This window comes from Bacillus sp. AFS029533 (assembly GCF_002585125.1).
Lineage (GTDB): Bacteria > Bacillota > Bacilli > Bacillales > Bacillaceae_G > Gottfriedia > Gottfriedia luciferensis_B.
Map to the genome: position 1 here is coordinate 355,206 of NZ_NUQC01000021.1, position 16,340 is coordinate 371,545.

Consider the following 16,340-nt stretch of genomic DNA (forward strand, 5'->3'; position numbering starts at 1 on the left):
TAGATTGAGTTGTGAATAATGTTGAACTAACAGTTGCATCATTTTCCAATTTCAAATCAAAAATATCGATCCATTTAATAGTTTTCCAACTTTTAAATTCAATTACATCATCATGAATAAATAATTCTCCACAATGTGAAAGTTAATTTTTCACATGAAGTCGAGTCATTAATGATAATTTCTTTTCTTCAATTTCAATGTTAGTTGCGCCATGAAAGTTTAACTTTTTCATCTTCTCAACTCCTAAATACAATATGTAGCGATATTTAATCTATTCACATTGAACTAAAATGCTTAATTATTATACTCAATTGTCTTTTCTATTTGGTCTTCTGTAATTCCAGTTAATCCATACCATGTTGGGGGTGGAAGTAATATTCTTTGTTCATTTCCATCTGAATAATGTATTGACGGTCTTACCACCGTAACTGCATAAGGTGAATTTTGAAAATCTACTTTAATGGGGACTTCATCCTCTTTTTGTTCATTTGGATCAATAACGATCGGTTTAATATTTATTACTTGTTCACCATTCAGTTCTGTATCAAATTTGTTTACAAGAATTTTATTGCTACCGTTATTTTGCAAACTATACATGTAATTATTTTTTTCATCTCTAATGATTGGATAAAAATTCCCTAATTCTAGAGGCTTATCCGAAGTATCTTCAATTACACTTATTTCTAATGCTCCAACATCATATTTTTTAAATCCATTTTTAGTTTGTATTGTTAATTCACTTACTTCTGTTTTACCTTTAGATAGCCCAATTATATGTAGCCCTAAAGTTTTCGCACGGTACTTTCCAATCTTAGCATTTCCATTTACTTCAAAACTCTCAATACTAATTGAATCTTCATTACTGAGATTGATCGAATAAATTTCATTAAACAAGTCTTTCTTATTACTCGAATAAATATAGGTAAAATTTAGTGGTGTATCTTCTCCTACTCCAAGACAATATGACCCTTTAATAGGAAGAAATGTATTTGATATTGGTTTACTTATAATTTCATTAGTTAGGTAAGATTTACTTTTCTTATTAAAAAACGTTATTTGACCTGTCAATAAAACTAGTAGAAAGATTGAGACAATAATTAATAAAATAATAAATAATATTTTTTTGATATTCATGTTTTTACTTAGATAGATCTCCTATTTTTTTAGTAAACGTTTACAAAATTATCTTAACATTATAAACGGTAAAATTTACTAAAACTCATCGTCATTATTGTGAACATTTTCACATATTGTTCAACATCCGCATTTATTTTTTTTGGAACATATAACTATAGAACAAGACTTTAATTCTTTGAATAATGCTTCCATAATATTCAATCTCATTTTTGTAATTTCACTACACATTTTATATCTTCTATAAAATAAAAAAGTACTGATTAATCAGTACTTTCAGCTTAATCATCTAGAACTTTAAAGTTTTTCACTCAAATTATTTAATTTTATTTATTAACAAATATTGATATACAAACAAATAATATAAAACTTAAAATAATATATTGGTAATTTCGTTTAGTTCGAGGCATTATTAAAAAAATTATTAAGTAACTTAATAAAAATAAACATGATACTAATACATTCACGTTACTGTCGATCATAAAACGTCCATTTAACATAAGAAATAAAGACTGCATCCCTGATGAAATAGATAGTATTCTATATAAAGGAAAATCATTCTCATCCTTAAGAAAATCATTCTCATCCATAGTCTTCAATCACTCCTTTTAATCAAGATAATTTTTCATTATTTATATCTTTGATCAAAATTTCTTTATCCAGTTTTGACATATTATCAACCATATTAATGATTCAATTAAAAGGATTTGATTATAAATAGGAAAAGTTTCTGTGAAATCAAAAGAAAAATATTTGCCGAAATTATCCCTACATTGAAATATATTATGTCTTTAATTTTTAATCCCAATAGAAGGGAAAATAATAATGAAAAAATAATAGGTGTAATATATTTATAATCTTGTAAGGTAAAGAATAATTGATTATTAAATAGCAATAAAAGATATGTTATTAGAAATAAAATTTCATTAACTAAGAAAATAGTATTTAAAACTTTTTCTTGATTTTTTTTGTAATCTAAATTGTATGATGTAAATCTGTCTAAAATGAAGTTAAACAAGATATTAATAAAAAGAATTAATATTAGCATGACAAAAAATATAGCAAATATAGTTATTAATATATTTGATTGTGACCAGTGAATATTATAAAAATTCTTTATTTCTATAAATAATAGAAAAATGATCCCGAATAATAGAGAAAAGTTCATAAAAAACATTGGTTTTGAATTTGAATTCATAATACTAATCTCTCAATGTCAGATATACTACTTAATAAATGTTCTTTATGATTTATTATAAACACAAAAGATTCGACATTGAAAATTCTGTCCTTAACCAGTTCGCATGTAGCCATGTCTAAATGCTCAAAAGGTTCATCCAAGAACAAATATTCCCAAGGATAGTCAGTAAATAAAGCTGATATGATTATTTTTTGCTTAGTTCCTTTAGATAAGTCCTTGCAAGAAGTGTGTCGGTTACTCTCTAGTCCAAGTAGTTTTATTAATTCATCAAGTTTTATGAATTGCTTTGGAATTTTCAACATCTTATTAAGGTAAAAAAGTAGAAAATCTTCTAAAAGCATATAAGGTTCGTAAAACGGGGTTGATGGAACAAAAAGAGTTTTACTTTTATTGTAATTTAAGTAGCAATTCCCTTCATTGACCTTGTTTATTCCCAATATAATATTTAATAGTGTAGTTTTTCCTGATCCGTTTTTACCTTGTAACCAGTATTTTTTATTATCTAAAAGGGATAAAGTAAAATCTTTAAAGATATAGTTTTCCTCATTATAGAAAAAATCAATATTTTTTAATTCAATCAAAAAAAACACCTCTCAGTAGCTTCAATTGTTGCAGATATAATTAAAAGAACAATAGAAAAAAAGATTAATTTAATATAATTAGTATAATTTAACTCTTTTTCTATAAAAATATCTCTGAATAAAACCCATGACATATATACCCATATTGTCATAGCATATAATTCAAATAAAAAATGGGGAAAAAATAAAAATAATGTATTTTCAAAATTATATTTTAGTATGTAGATTTTTAATGATCCCACTGAAATATATAAGTCTAATAATAATTTTCCAACTCCTAGTATTGGTATTATATAAAAGATAACAGCCATTAAATTGTTGTAAAATATTTTAAAAACATTTCCTGGTTTGCATGCAATATTCTTATATACTGAAGCAGAATTTATATTAGATGGCACATCCACTAAAATTAAAAATAGAATAAATAAGCAAATTATACATAAAAAATATATATTTAATATTTTAATAAAAATCACCCAATGTAAATTACGTTAAATGCAATAAAACAAAAAAACAATTCCATGAAAAAAAAGTAAAAGAAATAATTTTTTTGTCCTTTAAATGATTCATACATTACTATTTTATATGTAAATAGTAATAAAAGATAAAAAGCAAAGGCATTTACTGCAGTAAAAGTTAAAATGTCTATATGATAAAATCCTTTATTTATTAAAAAAAGAATAATTAAAATATTCATTCCTATAAAAGAATGGAAAGTATTCCTATATAAAATTGTTTTCTTATAAATCTTTATAATAGGAACTCTTAAATATTTGAATTGCATAAACAGTTGTCTGTAGTTAGCATTTGCATATATTAATTCCGAGTAAATAAATAGATTGGTACATAAATAAAGTAATGGAATATTTATCACTGCGTATAAAGGTATACGTTCTAATCCAAACCAATTAAAAGAAACGGATATCAAAAACATACCAAATGCAAATAATAATAAAAATTGTTTTAAAACTTTCATAAAGTTCTTTTGATTATTATTCTTTATATATACAAGGTAAAGTATGTTTAATGTGATAACTAGTAATATAGATACAAGTGAGCTAAAAAAACTAGTTAAAGAAATGTAAGAGAAAACATAGCTTAAAAAAACAAAGATTAGGACAATGATCATCCAAATAAATACCATAATTTTCTCTTTTAAATAAAAAAACAAAAATAAATATCTATCTTCGTAAAACTTATAGATATCATATTTTAAGGTTGAAATAATATTCTTGTTCCCGCTAATCATTGTCACCAATGTAAACAAAAATAGTATATTAATATCCAAGTAGATAAATAAGAAATTAAATCTATTAAATAGATACAATAGCTCAACTGGATAACAAATAATAAGAAAAACACATAGGAATAGTAAAACTATCCCTATGGATTTAACTAATAATTTATTTATTTCAGATTTTATTAACAAGCTATTAAAAATAGTTTTAACCTCTTCAATTTTTAACTTTAAAATAGCTTTTAACATATATCTCTATTTAGCTACTTTTACCAAGTAGTTGCATAACCTTTTCCGTATTTTGAAATTATTTTTTTAGCGGATATAACAAGTGCAGTTGAAATAACTCCATATCCAACAATAATCGCAACTAGGCTAATGATCGTTGTAATAGTACTAAATGTATTAATAATGGTTATAACTTTACCAGCTACTGTAGTCGAGATACCCAAGTTAGCTGCAAGATGTGGCAAAGAAATAGTTAAAATTGAAAGCAATACAGTCATTCCTAATACATAAAAAATTGTTTTTTTATTCATCACTAAAGTCATGATAACGCCCCCTTTTTAATTGGTAGAGTCGAACACCCCTGCTAGTGAAATTGAACCCATATGTAAATGACTATGTTATCAGCTTCACCATTAACATGAGCAAGATCGAAATACATTTCCCATTGCATCTGTTAATGAACCTTGCTTGCCAAAGAGAATGCAGTGGGGTTATTGCTTTGCGGGTGTATGCTATATATACCCCCTACTATAGTTTCCCTACAAAATCAGTTGAAAATTTCTTTAAAATAGAATGACGTAATACTCTAAACTAAATTGGTTAATTATTATACTCAATTGTCTTTTCTATTTGTTCTTCTGGAATTCCCATTCATGTTTTATTTCAGATCATATCTCCTATTATTTTTAGTAAACGTTTACGAGGTTAGCTTAACATCTTAAAAGGTAAATTTTACTAAAACTCATTGTCATTTTTGTGAACAATTTCACACTTCTTTCTACAAATGCGTTTACTCCTATCGAAACCCCATGAAAATTTAACAACTAAGATTCTATTAACATGCATTATTCCTATATTTTTATTTAATCTTCACAGAGGTACTTATAACGGTAAAAATTTATAACGTTTTACTAAAACTTTCACAAAAATTCCACTGAATTCATTCCTGAGATTACTATAATTAAAGACATTATATACTACATAAAGAGGTGATCAATTTGATAGAAAAGGTTTTCTAATCAATTCAAAATATAATAAAGAGGTCACTTAAATGAAAAATATTTTTCTTTTTGCAATCGTTTCACCTATATTATTTTTTCTTTTATCATTAATGCTCGTTTTACTTAATTTTGATGAAATAGGTAACGGAGAACTATGAATAGAAATCCTAAGAAAAAGAAGAAAAGTCTTTTATTAAAATTAAGTTTAATCCTAGTCATACTTATATCAGGTACACTATGTTATGGATTCTATCAATTTAAAAAAGGATTTCAGATAGGTGAAAAGAACACAAATAAACAAACTATAAAATTCAATTCTACAAAAATACCTAATAAAACTAACATCCTATTATTGGGAGAAGATGCTCGTAAAAAAGGTGGAAGCTCTCGAACGGATTCAATTATGATCTTACAATACAATAAAAAACACGAAACAAAGTTAGTTTCAATTATGAGAGATAGTTATGTTACAATTCCGGGATATGGAAAACATAAGATTAATGCAGCCAATTCTTTCGGAGGGGTTGAACTTTTACGCCAGACGATTCAACAAAATTTTGGAATCGAAATTGAATATTTTGCAATAATTGATTTCAAAGGTTTTGAAGAAATAATTGATGAAATTGCCCCAAAGGGAGTAACAATTAATGTAGAAAAACCAATGGAAAGTCATATCGGAGTCAGTCTTCAATCTGGGGTTCAACAATTAAATGGAAAAGAGCTTTTAGGTTATGCAAGATTTAGACATGATGCTAAAGGTGATTTCGATCGAGTTGTTAGACAACAAAAAGTACTGGAAGCTATTAAATCGCAAGTACTTACTATTAAAGGAATTGCAAGTTTGCCTAAAACGTTAGGTGTGATTCAGCCTTACATACAAACCAACATGTCAACAATGGACTTATTAAAAATAAGTTCTGATTACATAGTTAAGGGTAAAGACAAAGATGTAGAGACATTGAGAATTCCTGTAAACAAAGCTTTCACTCCAAAAAGATATGAAAAAGCCGGTGAAGTTTTGGAACTAGATCTTGAAAAAAATAAAGAGGCTTTGGAGTGGTTTTTAAATTAATAAAAGGACGCAAAATGCGTCCTTTTAAGTAAATAAACATTAAAAACTTTTATCTTACTGTCTCCAATTTAGTATAACTCAAATTCTTCCCAAAAAATCCCTTAAGCTCCCCAGCAAATTTCTGAAACACAGGATACTCATTATACATAAAATCATTATGCTTACCATCAATTATATACAACTCTTTAGGCTCCGCTGCCGCCTCAAAAAACTGAATCGACTCATCAACCTGATGTAAAAGATTATCCTTATTACTTTTAAAAGTTTCATAGATTAATTAACTCTATTTCTGCTGCCTTAGTTTTCCACATGTATTTAAGAATAAATCACTCATTCCTGCTCCCTTAGAAGTATTTAACAGTGGCTATCTATAAGTATTTCCAATAAAATTAAAATATCGTTAGAAATGTAAACTTACAACTAGATATCGGAGGAATATTGTGTCAAATTATAAATCTCAATTGAAACGTATCGTCGAAGGATTAAAACATACAGATCCAGCTATTCGACATGATGCAATTTTTGAATTAATTGAACTATCGGAAGTAGACGATCTACAATTTAATTTATTAACTTTAGAATGGTTAGCAAAAGAAGCCGCTTATCCATATCCAACATCATTTAAGGTATGGGATGAACCTAGTTTCCATCTAATTAATTTCATCTCTCATTTCGAAATACCTGAATTAACAGAGGCCTTAATAAAATATTACCCTGAATATAGTAAGGCTGCTAAAGAAGAGGTATTCAGGTACATAACCTCTTTTGACGGAGAAGAATATGAACTAGCAATCTTGGAATTAATTGAACAAGATATTCAAAACAAACAAGTTGTCTTACCATTAGATATTTTATATGCCAACCCTGGCATCATTATTAAACTATTAGAAAAACATTCTCAATTATTTGAAGTGGAAGAATATAAAACTACTTTTTATCGATTGTTGTCATACTGTTTAGATAAAAATTATCTAGACCGTTTCAAAACAAAATACATCGCACCATTGTTATTAGTAGATTATCAAAAGCAAGTAGAGAAATTTCTTCCTTATCAAAATGATTATGATATTAAGTTTGTGTATGGCTCTTGGAAAGAAACCTATTTACAAATCCGTTCAATTATGTCGATCTATCTATCTTTAATGGAGTATTACTTTAATGATGAGATGACATCTTTTATAAAGGAAGCAATGTCATTTACTGACCCGTTTATTCGATCGAACGCAATTATTGCCGCCCTTCAACGAGACATTGACGTACCTGAAGATCTACTGTTGGACTGTGCAACAAATATTGAATCCACAGAATACTTTTATTGGGAAATACTCAGAATTCGAAAAGAACACTTATTCCCTATTAAAGAGAAAAAACAAGAATACTTCGCTAAAAGTCACTTGTTTCTATATATCGTGCAAGAACATGATTTTGTACCTGAAACAATCGAGTTAATTAAACAGCTTGATATTGAAAATTCATATAACCAACCAATCCGTTATTATTTAGCTTCTGTTTCACATGATGATCAAGTGATTCCAGCATGGGTAGGAGCTTATGCTCTTGAGGAAGAAGATGACTCTGTTCATATGTGGGATGGTACTTATTTAGAAGATGGACAGTTCAATGAAAAATCAATCGAAGAACATGTACAACTATTTATGGACAAAAGAGCGAATGAAAAAGAAGAAGATGCTTCAATTGTATACTACGAAGGGAAACCAAAAATAAGTAAATGGTTCTACGCTTGGTATGTCCTACTAGCTTTTAGAGGATATCAAGCATTCTCAACTATGGACCCAGTATACATCACTTTAACATCTTTACTTGCAATTTTAATCGTTTCATATCATATCTATAAAACCAAACTATTAAAAAACAAAATCGAAATCGTTGGCAATGTTGTCCGATATACCGATAAGGATACTCACTCTCAGATTTTATTAGAAGACATAAAAAAAATCACAATTCAAAAATCTAACATGAAAACAAGAATGTTTGATCGACGTTCCAAAGTTGTAGCTATTTACAACAAGCAAAATAAAGTTGCAGTAGAATTCCCATTGGAATGTGTATCTTACGATGAATTTGCGTTTGTAGTAGATGAGTTGACGGATCATTTAAAGGAACAACCTCATATTCAACAACAATAATATAAAAAAAAGGCTGTATCTGCGATTACCCAGTAATCCATGATACAACCTTTTTTATTTTATAACTCAGTTTATGTGTGCTTCTGTGAAATATAGTAACCATTTACCTTCCTTATATACATAATAAAAATCTTCGCCTCGTTTATCATTTTTATTAATTGGCATAATATCGATTTCATATGCTCTATTTTCTCCAAAGACAGTAACTTCATTAAGCATCCAGCCTTGCATTCTACTAATCGGATATATTTCTTCGACTTTTCCTTTTGTTTTCATTCTTTCTTCGTATAAAGTTAGCGAACGCTTCGTTAATTCAGTTTTTGTTTCATTTGTAAAATAGATTATATTTTCAATTGGCTGTAAGTATTAACCGAAAATATTAAATAGATTACTACTAAGGCGATCGTTCTAAGACCTGCTTTAATTGAGTATCCGATTGTTTTTTTAAAGTATTTTCCTATCAATAAAAAATAAAGAAAATAAAGTAAAACTGGAAGCCCAACATAAAATATTGAATTATATAGCCATCCAACGACAAATGATAAAGTTTCAGGTATGCCATAGCAAATAACTACTACCAGGGTTAATAAAAATGGAGCATAGTACAATAATTTTATTTTCATAATTAACCTCTAAAATATGATAATGAAACACGTGTTGTTATAAAAATAATTGTACCATTTTGAATAAAACTTTTATTCCTTCAATAGTAGGGTATTTTATGCAATACTATTCTTCCTTATAGATAAAAAGTGCCAATTATTCGGCTCTGAGTTTGCGTTCTACTAATGTTTTTCATCGCCTAAAACAAAACAGGGAAATCTCAAACGAGACTCCCCTAAAATTACAAACTTAAAACCCAACTCTCATCGTATCAGGATGTGAACCTGCTCGACTATCTTGGTTTAATGAATCAATGTTTTCCATGTCTTCTTGTGTTAATTCAAAGTCAAAAATATTTGCGTTTTCTACGATGCGGTGTTCTTTGATTGATTTTGGAATTGTAACTACATCATGTTGTAAGTCCCATCTTAAGATGACTTGTGCTACTGATTTATTATATTTTTGAGCAATTTTTGTTAAAACTGGCTCTTCTAAAAGCTGACCTTGTTTTAAAGGTGACCATGCTTCCATTTGAATTCCTTCATTTTTACAGAAAGCTAATAGCTCTTTTTGAGTTAAATGTGGATGGAATTCTACTTGGTTAACCATTGGTTTAATTTCGCAATCGCTCATTAAGTCTTGTAAATGGTGAATTTGGAAGTTACTTACATCAATTGCACGGACACGTCCGTCTTTGTATAGTTTTTCAAGTGCCTTCCAAGTATCCTTATATTTGTCAACACCAGGCCAGTGGATGAGATAAAGATCTAAATAATCTAGTCCTAATAAATTCAGACTCGTTTCGAAAGCTTGTAAAGTAGTTTCATAACCTTGGTCTGAATTCCAAACTTTACTTGTTACAAACAATTCTTCGCGAGCAATACCTGATTCTTTAATAGCCTGTCCAACGCCTTCTTCATTTTTGTAGATTGCTGCAGTATCAATGCTGATATAACCATTTCGGATCGCAGCTTTTACAGATTCAACAACTTCTTCTCCTTCTGAAACTTTGAAAACACCTAAGCCTAATCGTGGCATTTTTACTCCATTATGTAATGTTACTGTTTCTTTTAAATTTGTTAGCATCTGAATGACCTCCAATTTTTTTATTTTATACTAGCTGCAAGGATTTTTTGGCAGCACGTTCCTATTCCATATATTGAATTGCATTGTATGTAACTTGATCATAATCTCCATTTTTAGCAGGTGCAATTAATTTGCCTCCTACCCTACTGCTACACTACCATTTCTAATCCATTCTTCCATATTGTTAAAATCTACTCCTATTTAACGTAATAAAAAAGGATATAGTTCTGTTTGTTCAGAATCTAATCCTTGGCTACGATTTATGTAAAAAATGTAAGGCGTGATTAATTAACTAAAAATAGAGATACCGTTACGGGCGTCTCTTTTGCTTAACTTAAACGAAACTCCATTTTTCTATTTTTTGTTGCCATTCCAATAGACTCATAAAAATGGATCGCATTTTGATTACTCTCTGAAACACTTAATTCAATACTATCAACATTCAATTCTTTCGCTAAATTAAGAACAGATTGCATGAGTTTTCTTCCAATTCCCTTTTTCCTACTCGTATCATCAACACATAAACTATTAACAAGTAAGATCTTCCTTGCATTAACAAATGAGTTTTCAGGTATTTCTTCTTCCTTCAAAACTGCCACGCCAACTATTTCAGCACCTAGAGTTGCTACTAGCATATGTTGTTTATCATCTTTTAGTTGGTTATTGAATTCCTCTTCATCTACTGGAGTTGAGTTTTCTTTGTATAGATCTGGTCGTTCAAAAACATGTAAATCGTGTACTTGTCTAAATAATGGTAATAATTTCTCGTAGTCTTTTTGATTGGCATTTCGGATGGAAATCTCCATGCATTTTCACCTCTCTGGTTGTTTTAACTTTGCCGTAATTTATTGACTCGCGATCTTTTTAAAAATAGATCAGTTGAATATACTCCAAACAATTTCTGTCTGATCATCACAGTAAAATCCTTCTAAATTACATGCTTTAACTATTTTTTCTATAGTACGTTTATTTGAACAGAGCATGGAAAAGTTGCTATCCCAATGCGTAGTTAGCAAAATATTATGATCATGCGTGAAAAAATTTATATGACCATTTGGAAATGTTTTATTGGCATCAATTAAGTCATCTATATACTCTAACTTCCGCTCTGTACAAAATTCATCTCCATTCCAAATCCAATCATGACCTGCGTTTTTAATAGCGTTAAGAATTGTATTCATTAAAATCTCTGGGAAGGAACCTTCATTTGGAATAATTAATCGATGTTCCTCACAACACTTTTGAATTACTTCTTCAGTTTCTACATTTTTGTATTTATCTTTTAATCCCGTTATATGAGTCCTTAACCCAATATCTAACTCTTTGTAACTTTTAATTCCTGAAATAGGTAAGAACTGCTTCCAACTTACCACTTCACAATTATTAATAATGTCATTTTTGCCAGGATAATTATCATACTCAAACGAATCATAATCCATCGTTATAGGCTTAATAAAAGGATGATAAAAAATATAAACTTCCTCAAATATCCCTTTATAAAACTCTTTTATCGACATATCAGCAGGAGCACATACTGAATACCTGTGTGGATCTGGTAATACTCTTACATTTTTCATAAATTTCACCTGCTAATTCACTTATCCTTTTAGTAAAAAAATGAATCTCTATATTTTTTCAATATGTTATAAATAAAAGAAAATCTTCTACTATTTAATCTTCAGGATCTTCTTTAAGAATCCAGGGAGTTTCTGCTTCAAAACTTATTTGTAAGACTGGATCAGGTAAACCTTCTGGCAAAAACTCTAATTCCTCTGAGAAACCAAATATAAAGTTCTCAATCTCAATTGTATTCATTTTATTAAAATTAGAATTAGTACATAATTCGCCTTCAATCACTCTTCCAACAAAATAATAATTACCTAAGTATAAACGTCTCGCTCTTATCTCTGTAGGGAATTCTGAAAGATGCGCGGGTTTTACTGGATTAATTCCAAGTTTCTCAAAAAAATCTTTTACAGTTGGCTCAAAATACTATGTAACTTTAAGATAATTTTTACAATATAAGCAGTTACAGACTTCCATTACTTTATTATAAAATTCTCGTGTTCTATCAATATCAACTTCGATTAGCCATTTTCCTATTCTTATCTGGGGCAGCATAATAATCTCCATCCTGCTAATACTTTTCTTTCAGTACAAATATCCCATTTAACTACTTAGTTGTAATGATCATTAAAATAGAAAATATGATTCTCACTATACCTCATTTTTAATTCTTACACACTTGTTGAACTTCAGTTTTAAAAAACATTTTGTATTGGTAAATTTTCGGATTCAAATATCGTGATAATTGACTTAGTTGAAACAGACTTAGGAATATTAAATTTAAGATTTTTTCCGTTGATTAATGTCATTTTAACACTCCCATTATCTTCCCAACCTGAATGAAATGTTGGATGATTGTTTATTTGAATTGACTTTAAACTATTTAGATCAATTTTAAAATTAGATTTTTTAGCTAATAAGGAATCTGGATTAATTTCTATTTCTTTATCCATATTTGCTTCAAAGACTGAACGTTTTTTTGCAAAAACTTTCTTTCTAAAAAAGGAAAATACCAGCCCTAATATAAAATGCTGTTCTTCAACTGCATTTTCTACATAAAATTGTCCACCTAGTTTTACAAAAATAAGACTAGCTCCTTTTACATATACCTTATAATACTTATCTGAGGTAAATATTCTAGGCTTAATTAAATAAATCGGTTTTTCATGCATAAACCTTCCCCTAATCTGGTATGAAATACTATGCTTTTTATTTCATTTGTATTAAAAGTTAAAAAAGTAGCGTTATAGAAACGGTACTAAAATTATCAAAAATAACACCCTTTCTTAATCATTATTATAAAGATTTTATAAATGAAAGGGTGCTTAAAATAAAATTATTAAAATAAAAGATCCGCTGTAGCAGCAAGAAAACTACCCACTACAAAGATTAATTATCCTCAATTACATCCAATATATTAGCCGCCAACTTTAGTCTTATCGGTTTGATAAAACTTTTCCCTGCTCCCCAACCAAAATCAAATATTCCTTCTCCATTACCTGAGGAAATGCACTTAACATACGTAACACCACTAAAGTTGTCAATTGTAACCGTCAAAGTAGCTGTACTATTGTTTCTGAAAAAGAATTTTTGAAAAACTAGAATAACAACTTCTTTCTCATCAGCAACTTTATTATCCTGAAAAATTAAATTAGATTTTAATTCTGAGTCCTCTAAAATAAGTTGATTTGCTTGATTTGGTTTAATATTTACAGTGAATTCTAAGTAATGTTTCATTTTTTACCTTATCCTCCTTTTAATGTGATATATAAGATTACATCCTGAATTAATTTACTTTAATTCTATCAATAATTTCTTTTAATTTTCCAAAGCAAATTATCCTATTTAATTGAAGATACTGCTCAATAATAAAAAAGCCGCTATTCCGCAGCTTTTTTATTATTACACATGAGGTAGTAGATAGGTCCAATTGATCTTTTTAGTTTAAGTCTGAAAGGCGTCAGAGAAACTATTTAGTTTATTAGACCGAAATGATACCTCCTGGTGGGACTGGAATTGATGGTCCAGTTTTTTCAATTTCTGCATCAACAAACAACGCATGGGGGAAAGTCGCCCCTGCATTGTTAAAAGCCAAATCCGGTCCAGTGCCAAATATTCTTCCAGCTATTACTTCCACACTAAGTTTGTTTTTCTTCTCATTCCGGTCAATATCGCCCCAAAATGTAAAACGCCATGTTCCGAAAGCTGGAGGAGATGATGGACCGGTGACAACGATGAGGAGTGTATGCTGAGGGAGAATTTTTACTGTCCAATTACCAAATGCTGGGGATGATATTTCTGGGTTTTGAACACCGGCAGGTACCCCAGGAGCGGAAAATTCTACAACGAAATTAGCTTTAAGCGTTTTTGAACTTGGATTTTTGAAATAGATGTTGATCATATCATTGCTATCTGGCGCTTGGTTATCAACAGGCACATGAAATACACCAGTTGTAATTGCCTTCACTATTTTATCACATCCCATCCTTCATTCTCACCACACTCTTCGGATGAACTTACTTCTAAGAAATTTTCTTCAAAGTTGTTAGTCAATTAATTTCTTCCTTTCTATCAATAATATTAGATTAGGGACATCCATAAATAATATGTAATAAGAGAAAAAACTGCTTGTACACAAATCTATGAAACTACCTTTTTTATAAGAATCCTTTATTAAATATTGAATGTACTCTAATGTAAAAAAAATGCTCCTATTAGGCACTACTTTGGCAATTGAAACGTTAAATCCTGTATAGAACTGGTAGAGTTTGCCCCAAACTAAAATTATTACATAAAAATCAAATCAATTAATGGGGTATTAAGTTGGAAAGATTTTTTCAATTTCATTCAAAATTGGGTCCGTTTCACCTTTTTTCATTAGATCATCTAATAACGATCGGAATTATTTTGATTCTCAGTGTTCTTCTATTTGTCTTTAGAAAACAGATTCAGGACTCGGGGAAAAAACGACTTTTTCGTTTTTCTTTAGCATTTCTCTTATTGGCTTCTGAGATTTTTTTTCATATATGGCTTATATATGAGAATGCTTGGTCACTTAAAACGGGTTTGCCACTTGAACTTAGTGATATTACTGTCATTCTGGGAATTATAATGCTTCTGACAAATAGCTATAGAGTATTTCAATTCATGTATTTTGCCGGTTTAGCCAGTTCCATTCAAGCCATCTTGACACCTGATCTTGGTCATTATTCATTTCCACATTTTCGATATTTCGAGTTTTTTGTTTCGCACGGAGGAGTGGTGCTTGCCTGTTTGATTATGGTGGTAGCCAGCAAATATCGACCGACCATACCATCTCTGTGGGTGACCGTTCTTATTGTTAACCTTTATGCAGCTTGCGTATTTTTCATTAATAAGTCGTTGAAAACTAACTTCATGTATCTCATGAAAAAGCCCGAAAATACTTCCCTATTAGATTATCTAGGTCCTTGGCCATGGTATCTTCTCTCGGCAGAATTGGTAATGATTGTGAGCTTTTACATTTTGTATAGTCCGTTTTGGTTAAAAAGGAAAATGCAAAGAAATCGATAATTAATGTTAGTGATGTCAAAGATAACTACAGATATGGCTACGTATTTGGAATAATAATTGGAGTGAGTCATATCTGCTAGCTACCTAATTTACTTAAGATAACGCTCCCTCTCCAACGGGCTTAATATTATCGAAGTGGATGGACGAGTAACTGAAGGTAAAAGCAATTGGTCATAATAATCTTCATCATACATATCATTCCAAAGTTGAATTCCAAAATATGCTTCAGCAAGATCATCAAGCACGCCACTTGTATGACTAATTGAACCAATTTCTGATCCCCCTATATGTTTCCTGTCAACCTCACTCTTATCTATCATTACATCTTTATTTCCAACTACTTTCCAACTGTAATCATCTAAAGAACACGAGGTTAATGATAAAACTGAAATATAATTGTAATTGTCAGTATCAAATAAGTCAGGAATTTTTCTAAAATTAATATCGAATAGTCCACAAACTGGTTCCGAATAAGAAAGCCATACTACTTGTCCTAAAGCATATGTATTATTGCTAAGTGAAATTAGAAATAAATTTCCGATAGTCCATTTTTGTTTCTTAGGTCTTTTATGCGAAAGTAGTTGTTGCTCTACTTTTCTTATTTCCTCTTTTGATAGCTCAAAATTAATCAGTTTGTTCATTAAAACAACGATTCCTAACATGACCAAAGCATTTGAAGTCCTGATTACTACTTCACTGGATTCTCTATCAAACTCTATTTTCTTATAATCCTTTAAATCCATATTTTCACGTAGAATTTTACGAAAGTATTTAACCGCTTCATAATTTGTTTCCATTTCGAAAAAATCCGCTAAATCTTCTGCAATGTAAAAATATGAAATTGAATGATTTGGTAGAAATACTTCTATTTTTCCTATAGATAGTGAAGAACGACTTTTATTCATATATATCTGCCTTTCAATTAATCAATT

Annotated in this window: 16 protein-coding genes; 3 read left to right on the forward strand and 13 right to left on the reverse strand. The window is 29.3% G+C overall.

The features are described from left to right. Positions 1 to 294: 294 nt before the first annotated feature. From COE53_RS12740 to COE53_RS12770, 3 genes are all read right to left on the reverse strand, one after another. Entirely contained in the window at positions 295 to 1,134 is an 840-nt protein-coding gene (locus COE53_RS12740; RefSeq protein WP_098948186.1) for a hypothetical protein, read from the reverse strand. A 1,194-nt stretch (positions 1,135 to 2,328) separates the two neighbouring features. Then, complete coding sequence (locus COE53_RS12755) at positions 2,329 to 2,916, reverse strand: ATP-binding cassette domain-containing protein (RefSeq protein WP_180242425.1); 588 nt, start codon at positions 2,914 to 2,916, stop codon at positions 2,329 to 2,331. Positions 2,917 to 4,422: 1,506 nt separating this feature from the next. After that, positions 4,423 to 4,704 carry an uberolysin/carnocyclin family circular bacteriocin gene (locus tag COE53_RS12770; RefSeq protein WP_286162571.1) on the reverse strand — a complete coding sequence of 94 codons (282 nt, stop codon included), beginning with the start codon at positions 4,702 to 4,704 and terminating at the stop codon, positions 4,423 to 4,425. Positions 4,705 to 5,536: 832 nt separating this feature from the next. On the opposite strand from COE53_RS12770, the gene COE53_RS12775 reads away from it, so the two are divergent. Both COE53_RS12775 and COE53_RS12780 read left to right on the forward strand, forming a co-directional pair. After that, on the forward strand, positions 5,537 to 6,454 hold the full coding sequence (locus COE53_RS12775) for an LCP family protein (RefSeq protein WP_098948192.1): 918 nt from the start codon (positions 5,537 to 5,539) through the stop codon (positions 6,452 to 6,454). 440 nt (positions 6,455 to 6,894) lie between these two features. Next, entirely contained in the window at positions 6,895 to 8,601 is a 1,707-nt protein-coding gene (locus tag COE53_RS12780; RefSeq protein ID WP_098948193.1) for a hypothetical protein, read from the forward strand. 66 nt (positions 8,602 to 8,667) lie between these two features. Here the strand turns inward: COE53_RS12780 and COE53_RS12785 are convergent, their stop codons facing one another. From COE53_RS12785 to COE53_RS12825, 9 genes are all read right to left on the reverse strand, one after another. Beyond that, positions 8,668 to 8,877 (reverse strand): hypothetical protein, encoded by a 210-nt coding sequence (locus COE53_RS12785; protein ID WP_098948194.1) that lies wholly within the window; start codon positions 8,875 to 8,877, stop codon positions 8,668 to 8,670. Positions 8,878 to 8,942: 65 nt separating this feature from the next. Further along, complete coding sequence (locus COE53_RS12790) at positions 8,943 to 9,224, reverse strand: hypothetical protein (RefSeq protein ID WP_098948195.1); 282 nt, start codon at positions 9,222 to 9,224, stop codon at positions 8,943 to 8,945. A 229-nt stretch (positions 9,225 to 9,453) separates the two neighbouring features. Then, the gene (locus COE53_RS12795) at positions 9,454 to 10,290 is read right to left on the reverse strand and encodes an aldo/keto reductase (protein WP_098948196.1); all 837 of its coding nucleotides are present in this window, start codon (positions 10,288 to 10,290) and stop codon (positions 9,454 to 9,456) included. Between the two features lie 329 nt (positions 10,291 to 10,619). After that, entirely contained in the window at positions 10,620 to 11,096 is a 477-nt protein-coding gene (locus COE53_RS12800; protein WP_098948197.1) for a GNAT family N-acetyltransferase, read from the reverse strand. 69 nt (positions 11,097 to 11,165) lie between these two features. Then, complete coding sequence (locus COE53_RS12805; protein WP_098948198.1) at positions 11,166 to 11,867, reverse strand: DUF2711 family protein; 702 nt, start codon at positions 11,865 to 11,867, stop codon at positions 11,166 to 11,168. 94 nt (positions 11,868 to 11,961) lie between these two features. Further along, on the reverse strand, positions 11,962 to 12,147 hold the full coding sequence (locus tag COE53_RS12810) for a hypothetical protein (RefSeq protein WP_098948199.1): 186 nt from the start codon (positions 12,145 to 12,147) through the stop codon (positions 11,962 to 11,964). 404 nt (positions 12,148 to 12,551) lie between these two features. Further along, positions 12,552 to 13,028 carry a hypothetical protein gene (locus tag COE53_RS12815; protein WP_098948200.1) on the reverse strand — a complete coding sequence of 159 codons (477 nt, stop codon included), beginning with the start codon at positions 13,026 to 13,028 and terminating at the stop codon, positions 12,552 to 12,554. A gap of 217 nt (positions 13,029 to 13,245) precedes the next feature. Next, positions 13,246 to 13,593, reverse strand: coding sequence for a DUF6054 family protein (locus COE53_RS12820; RefSeq protein WP_098948201.1), 348 nt, complete (start codon positions 13,591 to 13,593; stop codon positions 13,246 to 13,248). 244 nt (positions 13,594 to 13,837) lie between these two features. Continuing rightward, positions 13,838 to 14,341 (reverse strand): hypothetical protein, encoded by a 504-nt coding sequence (locus COE53_RS12825; protein WP_098948202.1) that lies wholly within the window; start codon positions 14,339 to 14,341, stop codon positions 13,838 to 13,840. A gap of 338 nt (positions 14,342 to 14,679) precedes the next feature. Here COE53_RS12825 and COE53_RS12830 point away from each other — a divergent pair, with 338 nt between their 5' ends. Next, positions 14,680 to 15,408: a YwaF family protein gene (locus COE53_RS12830; protein WP_098948203.1), complete on the forward strand. Its 729-nt coding sequence runs from the start codon at positions 14,680 to 14,682 to the stop codon at positions 15,406 to 15,408. An 89-nt stretch (positions 15,409 to 15,497) separates the two neighbouring features. On the opposite strand, the gene COE53_RS12835 is transcribed toward COE53_RS12830, so the two are convergent. Further along, positions 15,498 to 16,313, reverse strand: coding sequence for a hypothetical protein (locus tag COE53_RS12835; protein WP_098948204.1), 816 nt, complete (start codon positions 16,311 to 16,313; stop codon positions 15,498 to 15,500). Positions 16,314 to 16,340: the final 27 nt, after the last annotated feature.